The sequence below is a fragment of the Streptomyces sp. NPDC040610 genome, assembly GCF_055594065.1.
This window is the reverse complement of record NZ_JBVIXA010000012.1, coordinates 197,702-223,038: the sequence shown is the minus strand read 5'-3', so window position 1 is coordinate 223,038 and position 25,337 is coordinate 197,702. Positions and strand designations below refer to the sequence as shown.

At 73.1% G+C, this 25,337-nt stretch carries 20 protein-coding genes, 1 pseudogene and 1 riboswitch; of the genes and pseudogenes, 11 read left to right on the top strand and 10 right to left on the bottom strand.

The genetic code is table 11. The annotated features are described in order from the left end of the window. Positions 1–46: 46 nt before the first annotated feature. The 4 genes from ACZ6AA_RS33310 to ACZ6AA_RS33295 all read right to left on the bottom strand — a co-directional run bounded on the left by ACZ6AA_RS33310 (position 47) and on the right by ACZ6AA_RS33295 (position 3,931). Positions 47–1,066, bottom strand: a complete 1,020-nt coding sequence (locus ACZ6AA_RS33310; protein WP_468481078.1) for a FecCD family ABC transporter permease — start codon at positions 1,064–1,066, stop codon at positions 47–49. A gap of 155 nt (positions 1,067–1,221) precedes the next feature. Further along, on the bottom strand, positions 1,222–2,265 hold the full coding sequence (locus tag ACZ6AA_RS33305) for an ABC transporter substrate-binding protein (RefSeq protein WP_468449297.1): 1,044 nt from the start codon (positions 2,263–2,265) through the stop codon (positions 1,222–1,224). A 58-nt stretch (positions 2,266–2,323) separates the two neighbouring features. Then, a riboswitch (cobalamin riboswitch) is annotated at positions 2,324–2,509 on the bottom strand. A gap of 13 nt (positions 2,510–2,522) precedes the next feature. Continuing rightward, positions 2,523–3,023, bottom strand: a complete 501-nt coding sequence (locus ACZ6AA_RS33300) for a VOC family protein (RefSeq protein ID WP_471462194.1) — start codon at positions 3,021–3,023, stop codon at positions 2,523–2,525. Further along, complete coding sequence (locus ACZ6AA_RS33295) at positions 3,020–3,931, bottom strand: helix-turn-helix domain-containing protein (protein ID WP_471462192.1); 912 nt, start codon at positions 3,929–3,931, stop codon at positions 3,020–3,022. The genes ACZ6AA_RS33300 and ACZ6AA_RS33295 overlap by 4 nt, the downstream gene beginning before the upstream one ends. A 175-nt stretch (positions 3,932–4,106) precedes the next feature. Here ACZ6AA_RS33295 and ACZ6AA_RS33290 point away from each other — a divergent pair, with 175 nt between their 5' ends. Next, positions 4,107–5,258 (top strand): HAD family hydrolase, encoded by a 1,152-nt coding sequence (locus ACZ6AA_RS33290; protein WP_468449300.1) that lies wholly within the window; start codon positions 4,107–4,109, stop codon positions 5,256–5,258. A gap of 108 nt (positions 5,259–5,366) precedes the next feature. Here the strand turns inward: ACZ6AA_RS33290 and ACZ6AA_RS33285 are convergent, their stop codons facing one another. Beyond that, the gene (locus ACZ6AA_RS33285; protein ID WP_471462190.1) at positions 5,367–6,335 is read right to left on the bottom strand and encodes an asparaginase domain-containing protein; all 969 of its coding nucleotides are present in this window, start codon (positions 6,333–6,335) and stop codon (positions 5,367–5,369) included. Positions 6,336–6,461: 126 nt separating this feature from the next. Then, the gene (locus ACZ6AA_RS33280; protein ID WP_471462188.1) at positions 6,462–6,821 is read right to left on the bottom strand and encodes a hypothetical protein; all 360 of its coding nucleotides are present in this window, start codon (positions 6,819–6,821) and stop codon (positions 6,462–6,464) included. Between the two features lie 221 nt (positions 6,822–7,042). On the opposite strand from ACZ6AA_RS33280, the gene ACZ6AA_RS33275 reads away from it, so the two are divergent. From ACZ6AA_RS33275 to ACZ6AA_RS33255, 5 genes are all read left to right on the top strand, one after another. Continuing rightward, positions 7,043–7,411, top strand: coding sequence for an arsenate reductase family protein (locus ACZ6AA_RS33275; protein ID WP_468449303.1), 369 nt, complete (start codon positions 7,043–7,045; stop codon positions 7,409–7,411). Between the two features lie 109 nt (positions 7,412–7,520). Then, a complete protein-coding gene (locus tag ACZ6AA_RS33270) occupies positions 7,521–7,991 on the top strand; it encodes a hypothetical protein (RefSeq protein WP_471462186.1) in 471 nt (156 codons plus the stop codon). Between the two features lie 369 nt (positions 7,992–8,360). Next, positions 8,361–9,398 carry a glutamine synthetase gene (gene glnII / locus ACZ6AA_RS33265; protein ID WP_468449305.1) on the top strand — a complete coding sequence of 346 codons (1,038 nt, stop codon included), beginning with the start codon at positions 8,361–8,363 and terminating at the stop codon, positions 9,396–9,398. A 386-nt stretch (positions 9,399–9,784) separates the two neighbouring features. Next, a complete protein-coding gene (locus ACZ6AA_RS33260) occupies positions 9,785–10,402 on the top strand; it encodes a winged helix-turn-helix domain-containing protein (protein WP_468449306.1) in 618 nt (205 codons plus the stop codon). A 125-nt stretch (positions 10,403–10,527) separates the two neighbouring features. After that, complete coding sequence (locus ACZ6AA_RS33255) at positions 10,528–11,523, top strand: NAD-dependent epimerase/dehydratase family protein (RefSeq protein ID WP_471462184.1); 996 nt, start codon at positions 10,528–10,530, stop codon at positions 11,521–11,523. A gap of 311 nt (positions 11,524–11,834) precedes the next feature. Here ACZ6AA_RS33255 and ACZ6AA_RS33250 read toward each other — a convergent pair whose 3' ends face one another. Then, a complete protein-coding gene (locus ACZ6AA_RS33250) occupies positions 11,835–14,021 on the bottom strand; it encodes an MMPL family transporter (RefSeq protein WP_471462182.1) in 2,187 nt (728 codons plus the stop codon). A 248-nt stretch (positions 14,022–14,269) separates the two neighbouring features. On the opposite strand from ACZ6AA_RS33250, the gene ACZ6AA_RS33245 reads away from it, so the two are divergent. The 3 genes from ACZ6AA_RS33245 to ACZ6AA_RS33235 all read left to right on the top strand — a co-directional run bounded on the left by ACZ6AA_RS33245 (position 14,270) and on the right by ACZ6AA_RS33235 (position 17,793). After that, entirely contained in the window at positions 14,270–15,547 is a 1,278-nt protein-coding gene (locus ACZ6AA_RS33245; protein ID WP_468481001.1) for a sensor histidine kinase, read from the top strand. Beyond that, positions 15,532–16,182: a LuxR C-terminal-related transcriptional regulator gene (locus tag ACZ6AA_RS33240; RefSeq protein WP_468449310.1), complete on the top strand. Its 651-nt coding sequence runs from the start codon at positions 15,532–15,534 to the stop codon at positions 16,180–16,182. Before ACZ6AA_RS33245 ends, ACZ6AA_RS33240 begins: the two co-directional genes overlap by 16 nt. Before the next feature lie 75 nt (positions 16,183–16,257). Then, positions 16,258–17,793 (top strand): DUF1996 domain-containing protein, encoded by a 1,536-nt coding sequence (locus ACZ6AA_RS33235; RefSeq protein WP_468449311.1) that lies wholly within the window; start codon positions 16,258–16,260, stop codon positions 17,791–17,793. Positions 17,794–17,844: 51 nt separating this feature from the next. Here the strand turns inward: ACZ6AA_RS33235 and ACZ6AA_RS33230 are convergent. Continuing rightward, positions 17,845–18,311: pseudogene (locus ACZ6AA_RS33230) on the bottom strand (hypothetical protein). Between the two features lie 112 nt (positions 18,312–18,423). On the opposite strand from ACZ6AA_RS33230, the gene ACZ6AA_RS33225 reads away from it, so the two are divergent. Further along, complete coding sequence (locus tag ACZ6AA_RS33225) at positions 18,424–21,561, top strand: alpha-N-acetylglucosaminidase (protein WP_471462179.1); 3,138 nt, start codon at positions 18,424–18,426, stop codon at positions 21,559–21,561. A gap of 227 nt (positions 21,562–21,788) precedes the next feature. Here ACZ6AA_RS33225 and ACZ6AA_RS33220 read toward each other — a convergent pair whose 3' ends face one another. Beyond that, positions 21,789–23,744 (bottom strand): hypothetical protein, encoded by a 1,956-nt coding sequence (locus ACZ6AA_RS33220; RefSeq protein ID WP_468449313.1) that lies wholly within the window; start codon positions 23,742–23,744, stop codon positions 21,789–21,791. A gap of 76 nt (positions 23,745–23,820) precedes the next feature. Further along, positions 23,821–24,318, bottom strand: a complete 498-nt coding sequence (locus ACZ6AA_RS33215) for a tetratricopeptide repeat protein (protein WP_471462176.1) — start codon at positions 24,316–24,318, stop codon at positions 23,821–23,823. 103 nt (positions 24,319–24,421) lie between these two features. Between ACZ6AA_RS33215 and ACZ6AA_RS33210 the strand changes: the two genes are divergently transcribed. Then, positions 24,422–25,336 carry a metal-dependent hydrolase gene (locus ACZ6AA_RS33210; RefSeq protein ID WP_468449315.1) on the top strand — a complete coding sequence of 305 codons (915 nt, stop codon included), beginning with the start codon at positions 24,422–24,424 and terminating at the stop codon, positions 25,334–25,336. Position 25,337: the final 1 nt, after the last annotated feature.

Sequence of the window (25,337 nt, the reverse complement as noted above, 5' to 3'; positions counted from 1 at the left end):
TCCTCCGCCGCCGTCGGCCCCTCCGCCGCCATCCGCTCCCCCACCCTCATCGGCTCTTCCGCGTCCGGTACAGCACCGCCACGAACGCCGGTACGCCGATCAGCGACGTGACCACCCCCACCGGGACCTCCTGCGGGTCGAGGACCGTGCGGGCGAGGGTGTCCACCCAGATCAGGAACACCGCGCCCGCGAGCGCCGTCACCGGGAGCAGCCGCGGATGGCCCGCCCCCACCACCGCCCGGGCCGCGTGCGGCAGCGCCAGGCCCACGAACCCGATCGCCCCGGCGCTGCTGACCAGGGCCGCCGTCAGGAGCGCCGTGGTGCAGAGCAGCAGCACGCGCACCCGGCCCACGTGCACGCCGAGGGTGGCCGCCGCGTCCTGGCCGAAGGCGAACGCGTCCAGCGCCCGGGCGTGCAGGAGGCACACGGCGAGCGCGACGACGAGCACCGCGCCGCACGTCCAGACGTCCGTCCAGGCCGCGCCGCTCAGCGAGCCGAGCAGCCAGAACAGGACGCCGCGGGTCGTCTCGGCGTCGGCCGCGGTGAGGACGACGAAGGAGGTGAGCGCGGAGAAGAGCTGCATCGCGGCCACGCCGGACAGGACCACCCGGTCCGTGGTGTCGCCGAGGGTGTGGCTGAGCAGCAGGACCAGGGCGAAGGACAGGACGGCGCCGATGAACGCGCCCGCCGACACCGTGAGCGCTCCCCCGCCGACGCCGAGGACCACGACGGCGACGGCGCCCGTGGACGCGCCGGAGGAGACGCCGAGCACGAACGGGTCGGCGAGCGGGTTGCGCAGCAGCGACTGGAGCACCGCCCCGCACACGGCGAGGCCCGCGCCGCACACCGCCGCGAGAACCGTGCGCGGCATCCGCAGGTTCCACACGATGCCGTCGCGGATCGGCGTCAGCTCCGCCTCGCCCCAGCCGAGGTGGGCCGCCACGGCCGACCACACGTCGGGCACGGAGATGTCGGCGGGGCCGATGGTGATGGCCACGGCGATGGAGAGGAACAGGACCGCGAGTCCGGCCAGGGAGAGGAGCGCACCGCGCAGCGCGGCACGCAGGCGGCCAGCCGGGGATGCCTGACGTACGTCACCTGGCGCGACCTCGTACGACGCGTCGCCGGGCGCGGTCTCGGACGACGACGCATCACCGGGCGCGGCCTCGGAGGACGCGTCACCGGCCACGGCGTCGCGCGAGCCGCCGTCCGCGGCGCCCCTCACTTCGTCAGGCCGAACTCGCGCAGCGCCGCCGCGACTTGTTCGATGCCGTCGACGGTGCGGACGCTCGGGTTCAGGGCCTGGCCGCTGAGCAGGACGTAGCGCTTCTTCTTCACGGCCGTGAGGTTCTTCGTGGCCGGGTTGGACTCCAGGAACTTGATCTTCTGGCGGGCGCTCTCGGCGGACTGGGACCTGCGGGTGAGGTCGCCGATGACGAGGACGTCGGGGTCGCGGTCGGCGATGGTCTCCCAGTTGATCTGGGGCCACTCCTCGCGGGTGTCGGCGAAGGCGTTCTGCACGCCGAGTTCGCGGGTGATGACGCCGGGGGCCCCGCAGCAGCCCGCGATGTAGGGGGACTCGGAGTTGGCGAACCAGTACATGAGGGTGGTGTCGGAGGCGTCGACGGACTTCTTGGCGCGCGCGGCCCGGGACTTGAGGTCCGCGATCAGCTTCTCGCCGCGCTTCTCCACGTCGAAGACCCGCGCGAGGTCGCGGATCTCGCCGTACACGGTGTCCATGGTGAGGGTCTTGGTGCGGGTGCCGTCGTCGTCACCGGCGTTGTCCTTGCCCGCGCAGTCGGTCGGCGAGACGTAGACGGGTACGCCGAGTTCGGTGAACTTGGCGCGGTCGGCGACGCCGCCCTTGCCGACCGTGTAGAGGAACGACGCGCTGACGAAGTCGGGCTCCTTGTCGAGCACCTTCTCCAGCGCCGGGTAGCGGTCGGCGAGCCGCGGGACCTTGGCGTTCTCCTTCTCCAGGCCCTTCAGGACGGGGTCCGTCCAGGTGCCGGTGCCCACCATGCGGTCGGCCAGGCCGAGGGAGAGGAGGATCTCGGTGGAGCCCTGGTCGAGGGAGACGGCCCGCTCCGGCGGGGCCTGCACCTTCGTCCGCTCACCGCACGCGGTGAGGGTGACGGGGTAGCCCGCCCGCGCCTTGTCCGACGTCTTCGCGGGCGAGCCGCCGCACGCGGTCAGCAGGACGAGGCCCGCGCTCAGCGAGGCGGCGAGGGATGTACGGCGAACGCGCCGCGTGGTCGAAGGCACACGTCTTCCCGAGTCTCAGGGCTCATGCGCGGAGCCTGGTCTGCGAACTCCGCCGCCCGTGCGGACGGCGGTGCCAGCAGGTCTTCGGACTCGGGTTCGTCCGGGCGGGGCCGCCTTCCCGGGGTCCGTGGACTCCCAGTGGCCGCTGGCCCCGCCCGTCCCCCTCACCGCTGCGCGTCAGTTCCGGACTTCCACCGGATTCCCCGACCCAGATGCGGGTACGACTGGCGTCCGCAAGCTATCACTCCGGCGCGGCATCACCCCTGGTCGGGGCGCGGCTCACCGCGGTAGGTGCCGAAGGACCACTTGTTGCCCTCGGGGTCGGCGACCGCGAACTCGCGGCTGCCGTACGGCTGGTCCTCGATCTCGCGGATCACCTTCACACCGGCGGTGGTGAGGCGGAGGTAGAGGTCGTCGACGTGGTCGGTGACGACGTACGCGCCGAACGTGCCCGGCCGCAGGCACCATTCGGCGGCCTTCGGGTCGTAGCTGCCGAGCATGACGCCGCCGCCCTCGGGCCAGTCGAGCTGGGCGTGGGCGACGCGGTCGCCGTCCTCGTAGACGGCGGTGCGCAGGAAGCCGACGGTGCCGACGAGGAAGTCGATGAGGGCGGGGGCGTCGTCGGCCTGGAAGGTGGCCCAGACGTCGGGCGCGCGCCGGTGCGCAGGGGCTTGGTCGGCCTGACCGGCCTGATCAGCCTGGCCGGTCTGCGGGCTCTGCGCGCTTTGCGTGCTCTGCGGGGTTTCGTTGCTGTTCATGTGTCCCAGTCTTCGCCGCCCGCGTGCCCTCCGGCTTGGATATTCCGGCACTCCTCGGCCATCCAGGCGCTGGGGCTCACGCCCGTGTACTGCCGGAAGTCCCGTACGAGGTGGGAGTGGTCGTAGTACCCGCAGTCGGCGGCGATCCGGGCGAGGTCGGGACGCCTGCCCGCGGCGACCGCGCGGACGACGGCCGCCTTCGCGTGCTGGAAGCGGATGAGGCGGGCGGCCTGTTTGGGGGTGACGCCGGTCTCGGCGCGGAACAGCGCGGACAGCCGGCGTTCGCTGAGGGCGACGTGCGCGGACAGGCCGCGCAGGGTGCCCGCGCCGCGGTGCCGGGCGAGCCAGGCCCAGGCCTCGCCGACCTCGGGCCGCACCGCCCCGGCGCGCTCGGCGTCGGCCGCGCGGCGCGCCAAGTAGGCGTTGAGGAGGGCGAACCGGTCACCCCAGGCTTCCTGCTCGCAGAGGCGTTCGCGCACGTCGGCGGCGAGGCGGCCGAGCACGTCGGTGCCGTCGGTGACGAGCTGCCCGGCCAGCTCGGCGGCGGGCAGGCCGAGGAGCGCGCGGGCCGCGAGCGGGTGCACGGCGAGCTGGATCCCGGCCTCGTGCTCGGGCTGGACGACGTACGCGGGGCTCTGGTGCAGGCCGCCGACGACGATGTCCGTGCGGACGGCGTCGGGGCCGGTCGCCTGGCCGGGGGTGGCCCCGGTGGTGACGGGGCCGTCGAGGGAGAAGATCAGCGTGAGGTACGGGGACGGCAGGCCGCGGTGCAGGGCGGGGCGCCGGCCGCTGCTGCGGTAGCCCACGGCGGACACGACCAGGCCGCCGGGCGGGGGCGCGGCGCGGACGAACTCGCGGGAGGCGGCGGCGCCGTCCCGGGCGGTGGTGTCCGTAGCCGTGGGGCCCATGACCCCATTGTGCGCGGGCACGGACGGGCCTGTCGTCCGGTGCGGCTACCCGCCTCCGTCCGTCCCATGCCCGGCACGCACGGTGACCTCGATCATGGGAATCGGGCGCCTGGTCCTCGTAGCATGGCGCGCCGCTCCGGACGGGTCGGCGCAGCGCTCTCAGGGAACGGGAACCATGGCTATTCGGGCAAAGGGCAGGCTGGCGGTCGGCGGAGCGGCGGGGGCGCTGGCGGCGGCGGTGTTCGCGGGCGGCGCGCTGTGGCCGTCCGCGGCCGACGCGAAGGCGGCGGACGGCAAGGGGCCGAGCGCGTCGGCCCGTGCCGCGGCGGCCGACCTCGAGCACTGGCCGAAGCCGGTGGCGGCGAAGCTCGGCAAGGTCATCGCGAAGAACGAGGGGAAGGGCGCGTACGCGGTCTTCGACGCGGACAACACGACGTACCGCCACGACCTGGAGGAGTCGCTCCTTCCGTTCCTGGAGATGAAGGGCGTCCTGAGCCGCGAGTCGATGGCACCGTCCCTGAAGGTCATCCCGTTCAAGGACACGGCCACGCACAAGGAAAGCCTGTACAGCTACTACAACCGGCTCTGCGAGGTCGACGACCAGGTCTGCTACCCGTGGGCGGCGCAGATCTTCTCCGGCTTCACGCTGAAGAAGCTGAAGGGGTACGTGGACGACCTCCTGGCGTACGACAAGCCGATCCCGGCGACGTACTACGAGAACGGCAAGGTCACGAAGACCGAGGTCGAGCGGCCCGAGTTCTTCCCCGGCATGCAGGAGCTGTACAAGTCGCTGCGCGCGCACGGCATCGAGGTGTACGTGGTGAGCGCGGCCAGCGAGGACCTGGTGCGGATGGTGCTCGCCGACCCGAAGTACGGGTACGGGGTGAAGCCGCAGAACGTCATCGGCGTCGGCCTGCAGCTCAAGGATCCGAGGACGGGCCGGGTGACCAGCGCCCGCAAGGAGATCGCCGAGGGCCGGTTCGGCCCGAAGGACCGGGCGAAGCTCGCGGCGTACGAGCTGACGCCGAACCTGTGGGCGCCGCTGACCTGGTACCAGGGCAAGCCCGCCGCCATCTCCACGTACATCGACGAGTGGAAGAAGCCGGTCCTCGTCGCCGGGGACACCCCCGTGAGCGACGGCCCGATGCTGTTCCACTCGGCGGACGTGCGGCACGGGGGCGTGCGCGTGTGGGTCAACCGCAAGGACAGCTACATGAAGCAGCTGGACGGGATGAAGCGGAAGAACGCGGCGCGGCAGCGGGAGTTGGGGCAGCCGGTGACGGCGGACAAGCGGTGGCTGACGGTGACGCCGGAGCAGATCGGCTAGCGGGTCGGAGCGGTCGGGCCGAGGTCGGCCCGTGCGCGGGGGCGGCCCGCCCGGGGTCGGCCCCACCGGGGAAGTCCCGGGGTCGGCCGACCCCGGGGCTTCCCCGCGCTACCCGGCCCGCAGCCGGTCGAAGGCCGCGCCCACCGCCGCCCGGTCGGCGCCGTCGGCGAGCAGCGCGTGCAGGAGCAGTCGGGCCTTGGGCGCGTCGAGCTGGCCCGCGGAGATCAGGCTGCGGGAAAGCAGGTCGGACTCCGAACCCGGCCCGCGGTAGGTCTCGCTGAGCAGCGGGCCCGCGCCGGTGCGCGAGGCGAGGACGACGGGCATGCGGGCGGCCGCGGCGGCCAGCGGCTCGACCAGCCACTTCGGCACGTGGCCCGCGCCGAACGCGGCGACCACCAGGCCGTCGAAGCGGTCGTCCACGGCTTCGAGCAACTCGCCCCCGTCGCCCAGGGAGAGCGTCAGCAGGGCGACGCGGGCGGGGGCACGCAGCCGCAACGGCCGCTCCACCGTGGGCTGCCCGGGCCGCAGCAGGATGTGCGGGACGCCCTCCACGACGCGGCCGAGGGGGCCCGCGCCGGGTGAGGCGAAGGTCGCCACGGACGTGGTGTGCGTCTTGCGCACGTGCCGGGCGGCGTGGATCTCGTCGGCGAGGACCGTGAGCACGCCGAGGCCGCGGCAGCCCGGGTCGGCGGCGGTCGCGAGCGCCGCGGCGAGGTTCGCCGGGCCGTCCGCGCCGGGCAGGTCGGGGCGGCGCATCGCGCCCGTGACGACGACGGGCTCGCGGGGCGCGCAGACCACGTCGAGCAGGAAGGCCGTCTCCTCCAGGGTGTCGGTGCCCTGCACGACGACCGCGCCGTGCCCCGCCGCGGTGGCCTCGTCCACCCTCCCTGCCAGCTCGGCCAGGTCCGCCAACGCCAGTGAGGATCCGGGGAGTCGGCGGACGTCGTGCAGCTCGATGTCCACTCCTGCCGGGACCGGGGCGGCGGCCAGGGTCTGGGCGCCGGTGAGACGGGCGTGGTCGCCGCCCTGCGCGGAGATGGTGCCGCCGAGGGTGAACACGCTGACGGTCTTGGGCACGGGGGCTCGCTTCCGGGGCGGGAGGTGGGACGGGGTGGGGCGGGTGGGCCCCCTGGGGCCTCTCCCCGCTTTCACCCCGTCCCGAAACGAGCGGACCGCGCCGGTGCGGCGCGGCCCCGGTCCGCGTCAGCGGCTGTAGCGCATCAGGGCCCGCACCATGTGGCAGGTGGTGTCCGACGGCGGGTGGATGCCGACCGTCTCCGCCATGGTGCGTATCCGTACGTTGCTCGCCTGGTTCGGCACCAGGACGCCCGCGTCGAGCAGGGCGATGGCCAGGCGCATGGCCTTGAGGCGGCGGTTGTGCGTGATGTACCAGTCGCGGGGGCGGCCGGGGGGCAGGGGGCGCTTCTCCATCGGGACGTACGGCACGTCGCAGAGCGTGGGATGGTCCGGGCGCGGGGCGCGCGACCTGCGCGCGGGACGCGGGGCGGCAGTAGTGCGGGTGCGGGTGACATCGGGCTTCGACGGCAGTGCGGCAGCGGGCACAGGCATCCTCCTGTCGCGTTCAGGAGCCCTCGCGGCCCCTTCGAACATTGCTACCAGTTTACTGCCCACCACTGACAATCAGCAGTCCGCACAGACCGCCAAACTCGCAGGTGGACAGGGAACTTGCCGCTCCGTCACACCAGTTCCGCGAGGTACGCGTGGGACTCCAAGAATTCGAACACCACCTGGGTCGCGAGGCTCACGGCGCTAGCGTGTGCGCCATGGAGATCTGGATCAACCCCGCCTGTTCGAAGTGCCGCAGCGCGCTGTCCCTGCTCGACGAGGAGGGCGCCGCGTACACCGTCCGCCGCTACCTGGAGGACGTGCCGAGCCCCGACGAGATCCGCGCCGTCCTCGACCGCCTCGGCCTGGAGCCCTGGGACATCACCCGCACCCAGGAGGCCGCCGCGAAGGAGCTCGACCTGAAGGACCGCGCGCGCTGGCCGCGCGACGCGTCCGGGCGCGACGCCTGGATCGAGGCGCTCGCCGCCCATCCGAAGCTGATCCAGCGGCCCATCATCACGGCGGACGACGGTACGGCGGTGGTGGGGCGGTCGGAGGAGGCCGTGCGGGACGCCCTCGCGCGGTAGCCGATCGACCGGCAACCGATCGGCCACGGCAGGCAAAACGTTACATACCGGCCCATAGGGTTGAGCGCTCCATCTGCGGAAGGCAGGCCACCGGAGGAAGGAGCGCACCGTGCGGAGCTGGCTGTCCGGGGGCGTGTACGGCACCGTCCTCGCGAGCGCGCTGCTCGCCGCCCTCCAGTCCGAGGGCACCCCCTACACGCCCTACTACGACGCCGCCTGGGTCATGGTCACCGCGGGCACGGCGGCGCTCGCGCACGGCTACGCCCATCACATGACCACGCATCGGCCCGGCAGGGGGCTGCACCGGTGGCGACAGCTCGGCTGGGCCCTCGCCGACGAGTGGCCCGTCGTGATCGCCTGCTGGCCGACCGTGGCGCTGCTCGTGACCGCCGGGGTGATGGGGTGGCCCGAGGCGGACGTCACGTACGCGGGGCTGATGTTGAACGCGGCGCTGCTCTTCGGGTGGGGGACGTTCGCCGCGTTGCGGGTGGGGTATCGGCGGGGGGCCGCTGTGCTGATCGGGGGTGCGGATGCGGCGATCGGGGTGGTGATCGCTGTGGCCAATGCGGTGATCAAGTAGGGCCCTGCCGGGGGCTCCCCAAGCCCGCCCCTTCCCGAAACTGGGGGCTCCGCCCCCAGACCCCGCTCCTCAAACGCCGGAGGGGCTGTATATCTCGCCGGTGCGGCAAGGTTTTGGCCCGTCCGGCGATTGAGGACGAGGCGCGGAGCGCCGATCAGCGGGGGTCCAGGGGGCGGCAGCCCCCGGGTTCGGGAAGGGGCGGGGTTGGGGAGCCCCCGGCAAGGTGACCCCCATCACCCCCACCCCAGGTAACACGGGGTTCACAAACGGGCAACGGACGGGAAATCGCGGGTTGGCAGTCTGCGCAGCATCACCACGGCCGCAGCACCCGCACGTCTGCGCCGTACCAAGCGTCAAAGGATGAAGCCCGTGACCTTCAAGGCTGAGTACATCTGGATAGACGGCACCGAGCCGACGGCCAAGCTTCGCTCGAAGACGAAGATCCTGGCCGACTCCCAGCGCACCGCCACGGTCGCGGACCTGCCGATCTGGGGCTTCGACGGCTCGTCCACCAACCAGGCCGAAGGTCACGCCTCGGACCGCGTGCTCAACCCCGTCGCCAGCTACCCGGACCCGATCCGCGGCGGCGACGACATCCTCGTCCTGTGCGAGGTCCTGGACATCGACATGACGCCGCACGCGTCGAACACGCGCGCCGCGCTGGCCGAGGTCGCCGGCCGGTACGCCGCGCAGGAGTCGATCTTCGGCATCGAGCAGGAGTACACGTTCTTCAAGGGCGCCCGCCCGCTCGGCTTCCCGGAGGGCGGCTTCCCGGCGGCGCAGGGCGGCTACTACTGCGGCGTCGGCGCCGACGAGATCTTCGGCCGTGACGTCGTCGAGGCGCACCTGGACAACTGCCTGAAGGCGGGCCTCGGCATCTCCGGCATCAACGCCGAAGTGATGCCCGGCCAGTGGGAGTTCCAGGTCGGCCCGCTGTCCCCGCTGGAGGTCTCCGACCAGCTGTGGGTGGCCCGCTGGCTGCTGTACCGCACCGCCGAGGACTTCGGCGTCTCCGCGACCCTCGACCCGAAGCCGGTCAAGGGCGACTGGAACGGCGCGGGCGCGCACACGAACTTCTCCACGAAGGCGATGCGCGAGGGTTACGAGGCGATCATCACCGCGTGCGAGTCGCTCGGCGAGGGCTCCAAGCCGATGGACCACGTCAAGAACTACGGCGCGGGCATCGACGACCGCCTCACCGGCCTGCACGAGACGGCCCCGTGGAACGAGTACAGCTACGGCGTCTCCGACCGCGGCGCGTCCGTCCGCATCCCGTGGCAGGTCGAGAAGGACGGCAAGGGCTACATCGAGGACCGCCGCCCGAACGCCAACGTCGACCCGTACGTCGTGACGCGGCTGCTCGTCGACACCTGCTGCTCGGCGCTGGAGAAGGCCGGGCAGGTCTGACCGATCCGAACCGTTCCCTACGGTCTGCCGGTTTTCGTCCGGGGCGCCCATCCGCGTGGTGGGCGCCCCGGACGCGTCCCCCAACTTCCGCCTCGGAGCGGGCCGTTTCGGGCCACGCGCACACCAAGGGGTCGTATCAACGTGCGAGAGGAATCCGCCGAACCCGTTCTCATCTGCTTCAATGGGGCCATGGGCAGCTTCCAGGACACCGCGACAGGTCACTGTGACCTCGAGCCTTTCTGGCCTTCCCGGCAGCATCACGACTTCGACCGGGTGTGTTGCCGCGCGCTGACCGCGCGGGCCCTCTGAAGCCGTTCTCCCGGCCTCCGGCCTGACGCGCACGACGTACGTCCTCGACGACTCCTCCGCGCGAAAGAGCTGACCTCATGGCGAACTCCCGTTCCTTCTCCGCCGCCCCCGCCGCCGCCACCTCCACGGCCCCGGTGGCTCCCCGCCCCACCACCCCCTCCGCACGCGGGCGTCTGCGTGCCGTCGCCCCCGACGAGGTCGCCCAGGTGTCCGGCCTCGCCGACATCTCGGGCTTCCTGCCGCCGGGCGCGACGCTGCTGCCCGCGCCCCAGCACACGCTGCCCGCCCGGCCGGGGCAGCCGCCGATGATCGGCTATCTGGTCCTGCTTCCCGCCGGCCAGGAGCACGTCCCCGCCGGTCCCGTCGCCGCCGAGCCCGAGCCGTCGCTCGACGCGGGCGGCCGCGGACCCGTGCGCATCGACACCGCGCGCCGCTCCGCGCACGTCGAGGGGCAGCCGCTCGACCTCACGTACCTGGAGTTCGAGCTGCTCGCGCATCTCGTCGCCCATCCGCACCGGGTGCACACCCGCGACCAGTTGGTGACGACGGTGTGGGGGTACGGGCACGTGGGCGACGGGCGGACCGTCGACGTCCACATCGCCCGGCTGCGACGCAAGCTCGGGGTCGAGCACCGGGCGACGATCCAGACGGTGCGGCGGGTCGGGTACAAGTACGCGCCGCCGACCGCCGGGTGACGGCCGTCGGGCCCCGCCGCGCGGCAGCCGTCAGGACCTGGCCGGATTCCTCCTGCGGCTGAACGATTCTTCCGCTGGCGGAATCCGGTTCCCCCGGGGCCGCCCCTGCCGTCAGAGTCGCGCTCATGAGACTTCTGATGCTGGGTGGTACGGAGTTCGTGGGGCGGGCCGTCACCGAGGACGCGCTCGCGCGCGGCTGGGACGTGACGGTGTTCCACCGGGGGCGGCACGCGGCGCCGGACGGGGCGCGGGCCGTCCACGGGGACCGGACCACGGCCGCGGGGCTCGCGGCGCTCGCCGCCGACGGCGGCCCGTGGGACGCCGTCGTCGACACCTGGTCCGGGGCGCCGCGGGTGGTCCGGGACGCGGCGCGGCTGCTCGCCGGGCGGGCCGGGCGCTACGCGTACGTCTCCAGCGCCTCCGTCTACCGCTACCCCGGCGAGGCCGGGTCCGACGAGTCCCACCCCCTCGTGGCGGGCGACCCCGACGCCGACGCCGTCGCCTACGCGGAGGACAAGCGCGGGGGCGAGCTGGCCGCGGAAGGAGCCTTCGGGGCGGAGCGGACGCTGCACGTGCGGGCCGGGCTGATCCTCGGCCCCTACGAGAACATCGGGCGGCTGCCGTGGTGGCTGAACCGGGTCGCCCGGGGCGGGGCCGTGCTCGCGCCCGGGCCGCGGAACGCCTCCGTCCAGTACGTGGACGTACGCGATCTCGCCGTGTGGACGCTGGACGCCCTGGCCGCGGGGCTGTCCGGGCCCTACAACGTCGTCTGCCCCCAAGGGCACGTCACCATGGGCGACTTGCTCGACGCGTGCGTGGGCGTGGCGGGGGCGCCCGGGGTGGAGCTCGTCTGGACCGCCCCCGAGGCGGTGCTCGCCGCGGGCATCGAGCCCTGGCAGGAGCTCCCCGTCTGGCTGCCGCCCGGCGAGCTGTACGACACGATGCACGACACCAGCCCCGCGAAGGCCCTGCGGGCCGGGCTGCGCTGCCGGAGCGCCCTCGACACGGTCTCCGACACGTGGGGCTGGCTCCGGAGCCTCGGCGGGGTGGCGCCGCAGCGGGCTGATCGGCCGGTGGTGGGGCTTCCCCCGGCGAAGGAGGCAGCTGCGCTGGGCCTGTGAGGTGGCCTTGGCCGGCCGAGGGGGCGGTGGCCTGGCTCAGGGTGCCCCTCCGCGGGCCGGGGTGCGGTGGCGCTTGCCGGGCTGCTGCCCGGGCCCGGTGACCGTGGACGTCAACGGCACCGTGGACGGCAACGGGCCCCGCATCCCGCACTCGCCGACGGCGGGCAACCCCAGCAGGAGACGCTCTCCGTCTGGTCGGCCGGAAACGGGTGGGCGGGTGGGAGGCCCGCCCGCCACGGGTGACCCCAGGCCAAGGGCCCGCCCCGCCCACCCCGGAGGGGGCGAGTGGGGCGGGCCCGGCTCGTCGGGGCTCAGACGCGCTGCGGGGCGGGCGCGGGTGCCGGGGCCACCGGGGCCGGGGCCTCGTGGGAGACCTGGGGCAGCCACCGGAGACAGCGCGGAGTGTGCCAGTTGCGCTCGCCGAGAAGGGTCATGAGGGAGGGCAGCAGGACCATACGGACCACCGTGGCGTCGAGGAGGACGGCGACCCCGAGCCCCACCCCCATCTGCTGCATGTCCTGCATGGACAACGTGCCGAAGACGGCGAACACGGCCACCATGATCACAGCGGCACCGGTCACCGCACCGGCGGTGCGCGTGATGCCCTCACGGATCGCGTCCCGGTTCCCGAGCCCCCGGTCCCGCGCCTCCCGGATCCGGGAGACCACGAACACGTGGTAGTCCATCGACAGGCCGAACAGGACGACGAGGACGAACAGCGGCATCCAGTTCTCGATGGCGCCGACCTTCTCCGAGCCGATGAGCGAGGCACCCCAGCCGTGCTGGAAGACGGCGGTCATGACGCCGTACGCGGCGCCCACGGACAGCAGGTTGAGGGCGATGGAGGTCACGGCGATCACCACGGACCGGAAGCTGAACAGCATCAGCAGGAACGTGACGGCGGCGATGAACAGGAACACCGGCACGATGCCCTTGGAGAGCTGGTCGCTGAAGTCCTCGGACTCGGCCAGGTCCCCGCCGACGTACGCCTCGACTCCCCCGCCGCGCCCGTCCCGTACCTCACGTACCTCGTCACGCAGCTCCGCGAGGGCCTTCTTCGCGTCCGCGCCGGTACCGCTGCCGGGCAGCGGGACGGCGATCTCCGCGACGTTCTGGCGTGCGTGGACGGTGACTTCGGCGGCCTTGCCCGCCTGCTGCTTCAGCGTACGGAGGGTGTCGCGCGCCGGTCCTGAGGTGATGTCGTCGGCCTTGACCACGATCCGGGCGGGCGCGGGACCGCCGGGGAACTCCTCGGTGATGGCCTTGAAGGAGACGGAGAGCGGCGCGTCGGAGCCGAACTGCTTCTCCAGGCCGAGCTGTTCGGTCTTCATGCCGAGGGCGGGCGCGGCGAGGGCGAGAAGCAGCACGGTCGCGGCGACCGCGAAGAACTTCGGCTTGGCGAGGACCGGCTTGAGGAGCGATCCGGCGACGGAGCCGCTGGCGTGGACGCCCTTCTTGGAGCGGCGGTTGAGGAAGGGGATGCGACCGGCGTCGATGCGGTCGCCGAGCCAGGCGAGCAGCGCGGGCAGCACCGTGACGGAGCCGAGCATGGCCACGCAGACGACCAGGATGGTGGCGACGGCGAAGCCCTTGAAGAGGAGCAGCCCGGACAGGAACATGCCCGCCATGGCCACCATGACCGTCAGGCCGGACACCAGGACGGCCCGCCCGCTGGTGGCCGCGGCGATGCGCAGCGCGGTCTCGGCGTCGTGCCCGGCGGCCCGCTCGTCCCGCTCGCGCCGCAGGTAGAACAGGCAGTAGTCGACGCCGACAGCGAGGCCCATCAGGAACATCACGGAGTACGTGGTCTCGAACAGGTGCAGCGAGTGGCTGGCCAGGGAGAGCAGGCCGAAGGCGGCCACGCAGGCGGTGAGGGCGAGCCCGACGGGAAGGAGCGCGGCCACGACGGCGCCGAAGGCGACGAGGAGGATGCCGAGTGCCAGCGGTACGGCGGTGAACTCGGCCTTCTTCAGGTCGTCGGAGAGCAGGTCCTTCAGGTGCTTCTCGGAGCTGGCGTCGCCGAACTGGTGGACGCTGATCCCGCGCTCCCGCCCGGCGTCCTCGGCCTTGGCGACGGCGTCGAGGACCGGCTGCACCTGGTCGGCGGCGTCGTCGGACTTGCCCTTCATCTGAAAGCGCAGCAGGGCTTCCTTGCCGTCCTCGGAAGGCAGCGGGGGCTGGACCTTCTCGACCTTGCCGGTGTCGCGGAGCGCCCGGGAGAGGTCGGCGGCGGCGTCCCGCCAGCCGTCGGCGGACTTGGCGCCGACCATGACGAGCTCGCCCGCGGGCTCGTCGATCCCGGCGTCGTCGAGGATCTTCGTGGCCCGGGCCGAGTCGCCGACGCCCATCTCGTCGTCGGTGGCCGTGACCGTACCGGTGGCGCCGCCGATCACGGTGGCGAGGACCACGAACAGCAGCCAGCCGAGGATCGCCGTCTTGCGATGGTGTGCGCTCCACACCCCGAGTCGTGCCGCGAGGTTCTTCCCCTTGGCGCTCATGTCCTTCGCCCCCAGTTGAGTAAGCGTGAGATAAGCCGAACTGACGTGATCCACGCTAGAAATCAGGGGCGTCCCGCCCCAGCCGCCGAGCCCCCCTGTCGGTGAAGCACAGGGCCCCGCGCGGAGGTGGTGCTGGCAACACCCCCAAGCGGGTGCCCGGACCAATGACCCGGGCCGCCGTGACCAGGGAGACTGTTCGAGTGCCGGACGCAGCGACCGCGTACGGGCCGTTTGAGGAGAGGGACATCATGAAGACGTCGAGGGTGCGCGAAGCACTGGTGTCGGGGGCGCGCGGCCTGTATCTGGCGATCATCTCGCTGGCCGGGTCGATCACGCTCTTCGTCCTCGCGGTCGTGTCGATCGCGTTCATCGCGCTCGGGATCGGCCTCTTCACGACCCCGGTGGTCCTCGCGGCCGTGGCCAGGTTCGCCAACCTGCGCCGGGTGCACGCCGCCGAGTGGGCGGACGTCCGCATCCCGATCCCCTACCGGCAGCCGCCCGCGACCGAGCCGCCCGGAGCCGTCGGCCAGGTCGCGCGCTGCCTGCGGATGCTGAAGGACCCGGCGACCTGGCGCGACCTGCAGTGGCTCCTGGTCGACATGACGGCGGGTGCCGTCATGGCGATCCTCGCGCCCGCGCTGATCCTCTACATGGCGTACGGCTGGGTCCTCGCCCTCGGCGTCTGGCGGCCGATCTACAACGCGGGCGGCGGCGAGTGGTTCGCCTTCATCCACGTCACCTCGCAGATGACCGCGAACGCGGCGGCCCTGCTCGGCACGGCCCTCTTCGCCGTCGGCCTCTACGCCAACCCGCAGCTGATCCGCGGACACTTCCTGCTCGCCCGCAGCCTGCTCGCGCCCACCGCCTCGATGCGCGAGCGCGAACTCGCGCTGCGCGTGGACCGCCTGGAGGAGACCCGGCACGACGCGGTGGACACCTCCGCCGCCGAGCTGCGCCGCATCGAGCGCGATCTGCACGACGGGGCGCAGGCCCGCCTGGTCGCCATGGGCATGGACCTCGGCACCATCGAGGCGCTCGTGGAGAAGGACCCGGCGAAGGCCAAGGAGATGCTCGCCAAGGCCCGGCAGAACTCCGGCGAGGCGCTGACCGAGCTGCGCGACCTGGTCCGCGGCATCCACCCGCCGGTGCTCGCCGAGCGCGGCCTCGGCGACGCGGTGAAGGCGCTCGCGCTGCGGCTCCCGCTGGAGACGGAGGTCGACGTGGAGCTGCCGGGCCGCCTGGACGAGCCGGTGGAGGCGGCGGCGTACTTCGCGGTGAGCGAGACCCTGACGAACGCGGTGAAGTACGCGCAGGCGGAGCGCGTCTGGGTGGACGTGCACCACGCCAACGGCATGCTGCGGATCGCGATCACGGACAACGGCAAGGGCGGGGCGCGGATCGGCGCCGGGTCGGGGCTGAGCGGGATCGAACGGCGACTCGGTACATTCGACGGCGTACTGGCCGTCAGCAGCCCCGTTGGCGGTCCGACCATGGTGACCATGGAGATCCCTTGCGAGTTGTCCTAGCCGAAGATCTCTTCCTGCTGCGCGACGGTCTCGTGCGGATGCTGGAGGCATTCGACTTCGAGATCGCGGCGGCCGTAGAGACCGGGCCGGAGCTGACGAAGGCCCTGGCCGAGCTTGAGCCGGACGTCGCGGTCGTCGACGTCCGGCTGCCGCCGTCGCACACGGACGAGGGCCTGCAGTGCGCGCTCGCCGCGCGGCGGGCGCGCCCCGGTCTTCCGGTGCTCGTCCTCTCGCAGCACGTGGAGCAGTTGTACGCGCGCGAGCTGCTCGCCGACGGCAACGGCGGGGTCGGCTATCTCCTCAAGGACCGGGTCTTCGACGCGGAGCAGTTCGTGGACGCGGTGCGCCGGGTCGCGGCGGGCGGCACCGCGATGGATCCGACGGTCATCCAGCAGCTCCTCTCGCGGCGCGCCAGCGACCAGCCGCTCGGCGCGCTCACCCCGCGTGAGCGCGAGGTCCTCGAACTGATGGCGCAGGGCCGGTCCAACGCCGCGATCGCGGGACAGCTCGTGGTGACGGAGCGGGCCATCGCCAAACACACCTCAAATATTTTCGCGAAGCTCGACCTTCCGGTGTCGGACGACGACAACCGCCGTGTCCTCGCGGTTCTCGCCTATCTCGATCAAGGGCGTTGATACGTAAGGGAGTTCGCGCCGAGAATTTCCCGGCGGGCTTTGAACACGGTGGACCGCCGGTGCGTACGTAGCCCCATGGGACGCACCTCACGACGCACGTCACGAAAACGATCAAAACTGGCCGGGCGGGCGATCGCCGCGTCGGCGGCGCTCATCCTGGGCGGCGGCGGACTTGTCGCGGTGAATGTCTACGCGAACGCCGAGGACGGCGGGGGTCCGCCGCCGGAGAGCCAGGTGCAGAACCAGGCTCAGGGCGGGGACCAGCAGGCGACCACCATCAGCTGCCCCGACGTCGGCAATCAGCTCCCGGAGGTTCCCGAGGGCGCGCGCGCCGAGGTCGACCGCGAACTCGCCACGCTCGACAGCCAGATCACCGACGCCTATGCCCGGTTCGCGGAGGCCGAGGACAAGAATTCCGTCCTCGGCCCGCTCGCGGAGCAGCGGCGCCCGACCATCGACAACATCCGCTCGGCCCTCGACAAGGACGGCCGAGCACCCGAGAACCTGGACAGCATGGCGCCGTGCACCCTGCGCGCCGACGACGACGGCCGCGGTCAACAAGGCAGCCAACAGGGCGGGGACCAGGGCCAGGGCGGCCAGGACCAGGGCAGCGGCAACGGCGACCAGGGGCAGGACGGCGGCCAGGACCAGGGCCAGGGAGATGGCCAGGGCGACGGGCAGGGCGGGGACCAAGGGCAGGGCCAGGGCCAGGGTCAGGCGGGCAACGGCCCCGAAGCCGGTGACTTCGTCGACATCAAGTCGGTCCGCCCCAATGTCCAGAAGCCGCGCAAACAACGCGGCGCGTCACGCGGCACCTTCACCACGAATTGCGGAACGAACGAGAACGGAAAGTTCAATCCGGACAATGTCATCGTCGCGCCCGGCGTGAGCAATGGCGCCCACCATATGCACGATTACGTCGGAAATCAGGAGACGGATGCCTTCTCCGGTGACGACGATCTCGCGAACGGTGACACCAGTTGCCGCAATCGGGGCGACAAGTCGACGTATTACTGGCCGGTCCTTCGACTGCAGAACGGAAACAACGAGAACGACGCCGACGCGGACGGCGGCGGCCGGGACAAGAACGTCGGCGAGATCCAGACGCCGGACCAGGTCACGCTGAAGTTCGCCGGAAGTCCGGTCGGCAAGGTGACCGCGATGCCACGTTTCCTGCGCATCATCACCGGTGACGCCAAGGCCTTCACGAATGGGGACGCCAACGCCAACGCGTCCTGGAGCTGCACCGGATTCGAGAACCGGCAGCTGAAGGACAAATACCCGATCTGCCCCCAGGGCAGCAAGGTCGTGCGCACCTTCAACTTCCAGAGCTGCTGGGACGGCCAGAACACCGACAGCGCGAACCACCGCACCCACGTCGCGTTCGCCGACCAGCGCAGCGGCCGCTGCCCGCAGGGCTTCCGCGCCATCCCGCAGCTCGTGCAGCGCGTCGTGTACGACGTACCGCCGGGACCCGGCTTCGCCGTCGACTCCTTCCCCGAGCAACTGCACAAGCCCATCACCGACCACGGCGACTTCATCAACGTGTTCGACGAGCGGCTGATGCAGCGCGTCGCCAAGTGCATCAACGGCAACCGCCGCTGCGCATAACCCCCGAACTGCTGCGCGGCCGTCTCCGCGCGGTGCCGGTGGAACCGTGCCCTACGTGCCCAGGGCCCGGTCCTCGCTCCCCCCACCACCCTCCCTCACGGCGAGTGGTGCGAGGCCCGTTCCACCGTCCCGCCGAGCCGGCCGCGCAGCGCTCCGACCACGGCCGGATTCCCGACGGCGACCCACTTCCTGCCGACGAGGTATGTACCGCCGTAGTCCTTGGCCGCGTTCAGCCAGTCGCGCTCGCCGCGGTCGGTGGCGAAGGTCGCGAGGACGAAACGGCCGTCCTCGTTCTGGCACTTGGCCTGGCGCAGCTCATCGGCGTTCGTCTGGATGTCGGGCGCGCACTCGGCCTTCGCCGCCAGCTGCTCCAGAGTCCCGGTGGCCGTACTCGGCGCCGCGTCCGCCGCGCCACCGCCACCGGATCCCTCGTCGGAGCCCGCGGCGAGACCCGCCACGATCACCAGGCCGAGCGTCGTGGCCGAAAGCGCTCCCGCGGCCCACACCATCTTCCTCATCTCTTCCTCCTGTCCCGTCCGGCGATGCGAACTCGCCTTCTCCGTACGCACCGTTGAGCGCCGGAGGCCGCGCGGATACCGTGCGCCGCAGTCATCGACGCAGGGGGTACACATGTACGAACCGTCGCGACGCACCATGCTCGGCACCGCCGGCGCCATCGGCCTGACGGGGCTCGGAGGCCTGGGAACCACCGTCGGCACCCCGGCTCCGGCCCACGCGGCCGAGGGGCCCGCCGCGGGCCCCGCCCTCGATACGGATTCCGCGCGCTCCGTGCTCAATCGGCAACTCCCGCACCACGCGGACCAGTTCAGACTGAGACTGGTCCCGGCTCAGGGAGGCCGGGACCGCTTCCGCGTGACCGGCGCCACGGGCCGCATCGAGGTGTCGGGCACCACGCCCGCCGTGCTGCTCACCGGCGTCCACTGGTACCTGAAGTACGTGTGCGGCGCGCACATCGCCTGGAACGGCGGCCAGCTCGACCTGCCACGCCGCCTGCCCGCACCGGCCCGCCCGCTGACCCGCGCCACCGCGCTGCGCCACCGCTTCGCCCTCAACGACACCAACGACGGCTACACCGCCCCGTACGCCGACTGGCCGTACTGGGAGCGCATGATCGACGTCCTCGCGCTGCACGGCTGCAACGAGGTGCTCACCATCGCGGGCACCGAGGCCGTCTACCACCGCGTCCTGAAGGACTTCCAGTACACCGACGCCGAGTCCCGCGCCTGGCTGCCCGCGCCCTCGCACCAGCCGTGGTGGCTCCTTCAGAACCTGTCCGGGTACGGCGGCCCGCTCTCCCCCGAGATCATCGATCGGCGCGTGGAGCTCGGCCGGAAGATCGTCGACCGGCTGCGCGACCTCGGCATGGCGCCGGTGCTCCCCGGCTACTACGGGCACGTCCCGGACGGCTTCGTGGCCCGCAACGGCGGTGACGCGCGCGTCGTCCCGCAGGGCACCTGGCACGGCTTCAAGCGCCCCGACTGGCTCGACCCGCGCACCGACGCCTTCGCGCGGGTCGCCGCGTCCTTCTACCGCCACCAGCGCGAACTCTTCGGCGCCGCCGACCACTTCAAGATGGACCTGCTGCACGAGGGCGGCACCGCGGGCGACGTGCCCGTGCCCGCCGCCGCGCAAGGCGTCGAAACCGCCCTCAGGACCGCGCACCCCGGCGCGACCTGGGTGATCCTCGGCTGGCAGGAGAACCCGCTGCCCGCGCTCCTGGACGCCGTCGACCGCGAGAAGATGCTGATCGTCGACGGCGTCTCCGACCGCTACCAGAACGTCAGCGACCGCGAGAAGGACTGGGGCGGCACGCCCTACGCCTTCGGTACGATCCCGAACTTCGGCGGCCGCTCCACCATCGGCGCCCGTACGCACCTGTGGCAGGACAGGTTCTTCGCCTGGCGCGACAAGCCGGACAGCGCGCTCGTGGGCACCGCGTACATGCCGGAGGCCACCGACCGCGACCCCGCCGCCTTCGAGCTGTTCTCCGAACTCGCCTGGATGGACGACGAGGTGGACCGCGCCGACTGGTTCTCGGCGTACGCCGACTTCCGCTACGGCGGCCGCGACAGCCGCGCCCGCGCCGCCTGGCGTGCCCTGCACGACACCGCGTACCAGCACCGGGCCGTCGAGCGCAGCGACCCGCACGACTCGCTGTTCGCCGCCCGCCCCGACCTGGCCGCGAACCGCGCCGCCGAGTACGCGCCGCGCGCCCTCACCTACGACCCCGGCCGCTTCGACGCCGCCCTCGCCGGGCTGCTCGGCGTCGCGAGCGGACTGCGGCGCAGCGCGGCCTACAAGCACGACCTCGTCGATGTCGCCCGCCAGGCCCTCGCCCACCGCAGCCGCCAGCTCCTGCCCCAGCTCAGGACCGCGTACACGCGCAAGGACCAGGACACCTTCCGCGCCCTGTCGCACCTGTGGCTGCGCCTGATGCGGCTCTCCGACGACGTCACCGGTACGCATCCGGCGTTCCTGCTCGGCCCCTGGATCGAGGACGCCCGGCGCCTGGCCACCAGCGACACCGAGCGCGCCGAGTTCGAGCGCACCGCGAAGGTCCTCATCACCGTCTGGGGCGACCGGCCCACCTCCGACCCCGGCAACCTCCACGACTACGGCAACCGCGAATGGCACGGCCTGACCGGCGACTTCTATCTGCCGCGCTGGCAGAAGTGGCTCGACGAACTCGCCGACGCGCTCGCCGCGGGGCGCGCGCCCACGCCCGTCGACTGGTACGGGGCCGTCGAGGAGCCGTGGACGCGGGAGCGCAAGGACTATCCGCTGCGGCCCGTCGCCGACGCCCACCGCACCGCCGCCCGCGTCCACGACGTCCTCGCCCGCGCCCCCTACCAGGGCTCCCTGGACGTCACCGCGGCGCCGCCGTCCTTCCCGCCCGGCGGGCACGCGCGCATCTCCGCCCTCTTCCGCAACGTCAACGGGCTGCGCGCCACCGGCCGCGTCGACTTCACCCTCACCGGCCTCGACGCCGATCCTGACGGGCCGACGTCGCTGCCCCGGGTGCCCGCCGGGGGCAGCGGCACCGTCGCCTGGCGCGTGAGCGCCCCCGGCGCTCCGCTCGACCGGCCGCTGCGGCCGCTGCCCTACACCCTCACCGCCCGCTACGGGCCCGAGGGCGAGAAGCGGGTGCCCGCCGTCCACGAAGGGACCCTCTTCGTCGCCGGGCCCCTCGGCCCGGGCTGGGAGACCTACACCAACAGCGGGGCCGTCTTCGGGGAGTTGGACGGGCGGTACGCCATCGACGGGGGCGGGGCCGATCTGTGGCGGGGCACCGCCGAGTTCGGCGCCCTCTACCGGCCCGGGGGGCTGCGCGACGGGGGGTCCGTCACGGTCCGCGTCGACTCCCAGGCCGTCACCGGGCCCTGGGCCCGCGCCGGGATCATCGCCCGCAACTCCCTCGCCACGCCCGGCTCCCCCGGCTTCCTCAACCTCGCCGTCACCCCCGCCAACGGCGTCGTCCTCTCCTACGACACCACCGGCGACGGCACCCTCGACACCTACCAGCGCGTGACCGGCGTCCGCGCGCCCGTCCTCCTCCGGCTCTCCCGTGCCGGGGGCACCTTCACCGGGGCCCTCTCCACCGACGGCGGCACCACGTGGCGCACCGTCGCCTCCGTCCCGGTCGCCGGGGTGGGCTCCGCCCAGGACGTGGGGATGTTCATGACGGCGACGCACGGCGGGGCGGGGGGCCGCGGCACGGCGGAATTCAGCGCGTGGCAACTGCCCTGACCCTGCCGGGGGCTCCGCCCCTGGACCCCGGGGTGGGTGCCCCCTCCGGGTGGGCCGGGGGCACCCCCGATCACGCTCCGCGCTCGTCCTCAAACGCCGGACGGGCTGACATGTGCCGGGCTGTTGGTCAGGAGACGGGCAGTAGGGGCGGGTGGGTGGGGAATAGCCCGTCCGGCGTTTGAGGACGAGGCGCGGAGCGCCGATTCGGGGGTGCCCCCGGGGGTGGTTCAGCGCAGGGTGGGGAGTTTGGTGCCGTCGGGGAGGGTGCCGGTCACCGTGGGGCGGGTGCCCTGGGGGGTGCGGGTGGCGAGGGTGTTGCCGGAGGCGCGCTCGCCGCCGGACACGGCCACGGAGGCCACGTCCTTGCTGCCCGCGGCGAGCAGATACCAGCCCCCGGCGGGGGACTTCCACAGCACCCCGGCCAGCACCCGCGGCTCCCGCACCCCACAGGCGGGCCCCCCTTCGGCCTTGGCGGCGACAGCCCCGGCCGCGGCACCGGGCGCGAGGAACTGGGCGAGCACCCGCCCACCCCCACCGCGCCAGGTCTCGGCCCGGGTGCACACCCACACCGCGCCCCCGCTCCCGTCGGGCATCGCCTGCCGGGCGTACTGCCAGGAGTTCACGGCCCGCACCCCGTGCGACCGGGCCGCGGCGAGGGAGCAGGCAGTCCGCGCCCAGTCCCGGGGCGCGGCCTCGCGGGGCGCGTCGGGCCGCCCCGCGGTGAGGCGCGCGGGAGCCAGCTCGCCGAGGTCGGTGGCGAGCCGCGAGGCCCCGGTGTGGTCGCGGAGCTGGAGGGCGTTCCAGGACCGGCACTCGCGGGCGAGGGCGGGGCTGCCGAAGGGGTCGGTGACCCCGTCGGCGGAGCGCCGCAGCGGGGTGGCGGCGGCGTCGGGCTCGAGCAGGTCGCGTACGACGGCGGTCCGTACCCAGGGCGCCGTCAGATAGCGGACGTTGCCGTCGGCGCGGCCCACGACGACGGCCCCGGAGTCCCCGGCGTCCGCGCCGTCGACGCGGGCGAAGTCGAGCGCGGCACCGCCGGTCCCGTCCTGCGGCTCGGCGTACCGCACGACGCGCAGCCCGTCGTACAGGAGCACCACACGGGCCCCGTCGACGGGCCCGGCGAACAGCAGTTGCGGGGGCCCGGGCGGCGCCCCGGACGCGGTGCCGGGCGTCGCGGACACCTGCACGCTCCTGCCGGGCCGCGCCCACACGGCGAGGGCGCGCCTGAGCAGCGCCTTGTCGTCGATGAGCGCACCGCGGGCGGGCCACACGGAGAAGTCGGTGCGCGCGGACTGCTTCCAGGCGGCGGGCGCGACCCGGGTGAGCCGCCCGGGGTCGAGGGCGGCCTCGGCGGCGGGGTTCTTCGCGTACGGCGGCGCGGCGGCGCCGTCCGGGCCCCAGCCCTCGCCGGGCATGCCGAGCAGCGCCCCGCACACGAGGGCGGCGACGGCCGCGACGGCGGCGGCCTTCAGGTGCTGGCGGCGGCGCATCAGATCGGTGGGCCGGGCCTGCAGGGAGCACGGGTCGAACTCGGGCGACTCCAGGAGCGCGGCGGGGCCCCGGCCGCCGGGCGGCCCCTCGGCGCCGACCTCGGCGAGCGCGGCGGCGATGCCGTCGGCCTCCTCGGAGTCCTCGTCGGTGTCGACGCCGACCGCGTCGAGGATCCGCCGTGTCTCGTCGTCCGTGAGCCGTTCGAGCCCGCGCAGGACGTACGCGGCGCGGGCGGGCCCGGACAGGGCGGCGAGCCGCTGGTCCAGGGCGAGTTCGTCGGCGCCGCCGGAGCGCGGGAACAGCCTGAGGCCCCACACCTGCGGCAGCAGCGGCGGCAGTTGGGCGCGCTTGGGCCAGGCCCGCCGCTTCAGCGGAAGCCCGGCGTCGAGCGCGGCGCGCAGCACCTGGCAGCGGACGTAGGCGTAGCCGGGGTCGGTGCCCCGGCCCGCCTGCCTGCGCTGGTCGGGGACCGCGGGGGCGCTGGCGCGGCCGCGCGGGAGTGCGCGCTGGACCAGGGCGTGCGCGGTCAGGACGCGGCGGTTGCGGCCGAGGGCCGGGGGCAGCACCAGGTAGGCGAGGCGGACCAGGCGCGGGTAGTGCTCGACGAGGGCGGCCTCGGCCTGTTCCACGTCGACGACGGGTGATGCGGAGCCGCTCGGGGAGGCGGCTTTCGTGGACTGCGATGACGACACGTTCAGCAGAACGAGCGAATCGTCCGGCGGTCACTTCACGCTGGTGGGCGCGGGGGCCCGGCGGGGGTGCGCGGGGTCACTCGGGCTCGACCAGGAGGCGCGCGTAGTTCGCCAGCGAACGCTGGTAGCGCGGGAGATGGGGGGCGAGGGCACCCACCGCGAGGGAGACGGCCTCCCGGCCCCGGTCCGCGTCGATCAGACACAGGGCCAGGGTGGCGCGCACGGCGTCGTCCAACTCGTCGTGCTCCGCGTCGAGTTCCGGGGTGAGCAGGGCGATGCCCTCCTCCAGGCGGCCGATGTTCCGCAGGGAGCTGGCCAGTTGGATCACGGTGCGGCGCCGGCGGTAGCCGTCGATGCCGAGGGCCAGGGCCTCCTGGTACAGGGGGACGGCCTTGTCCGAGTGGCCGGTCGAGTCGTAGGCGCAGGCCCGTTCGAACGGCGCCACGGGGCTGCCCTCCGGCAACTCCCCGGCCAGCTCGTCGATCCGCTCCCGGAACTCCCCGGCCCGCTCCTCGTCGTACGCGTCGATCTCGGCCCACGCGGCGGCCATGCGCTTCTCCCAGTCTGCGTCCATCGCCACACTCTGGCACGACGGCCTCCCCGGCCCGTCCAGAGGGGAGCAAAAAGCCGCCGCACACACCTGTACCGCCCCAGCTACCCACCAGTACATTGACGCCATGTCTAATACGAAGGCCAGGCTCCCGCAGCCCGTCGCCTCCGAGCACATAGCGCTCAAGGCACGCAACGTCTCCTTCTCCTGGGAGAGCACCCCGCTCCACTGGCTCCCGGGGGACCCCTTCACCACGCACACGATCAACGTGCTGCACCTCCTGCTCCCGGCGGGCGAGCGCTGGTTCGTACATGTGTACAAGCAGGTGCTGCCCCTCATCCGCGACGAGCGGCTGCGCGAGGACGTCATCGGGTTCATCGGCCAGGAGGCCATGCACTCGCAGGCCCACGACGAGGTCCTGCCGCACCTGCGGGAGCAGGGCCTGGACCCCACCCCGTACACCGCCCAGGTCGACTGGCTCTTCGAGAAGCTCCTCGGCGACCGCACGCTGCCGCCGGGCAGGCCCCGGCACTGGTGGCTGATGGAGCGCGTCGCGATGATCTCGGCGATCGAGCACTACACCGCGTTCCTGGGCGACTGGGTCCTGAACGCGCGGGAGCTGGACCGGCGCGGGGCCGATCCGACGATGCTGGACCTGCTGCGCTGGCACGGCGCGGAGGAGGTCGAGCACCGGGCGGTCGCCTTCGACCTCTTCATGCACGTCGACGGGGGCTACCGGCGCCGCGCCCGCACCTGGGCCACCGCCTTCACCGCGCTGGTGTTCCTGTGGCAGCGCGGCGCCCGGTTCTTCATGGAGAACGACCCGACGCTCGTCGACGGCAAGGCCTCCTTCCGGGACTTCCACCGCAGCGGCCGCGCCGGCACCCTGCCCACCACGGGCGACATGATCCGCTCCATCCCGCGCTATCTGAGCCGCGCCTACCACCCCTCCCAGGAGGGCAGCACCGAGCAGGCCGTCGCCTACCTCGCCTCGTCCCCCGCGGCCACCGCCGCCGAGGCCCGCGCGAACGGAGCCGCCTGAC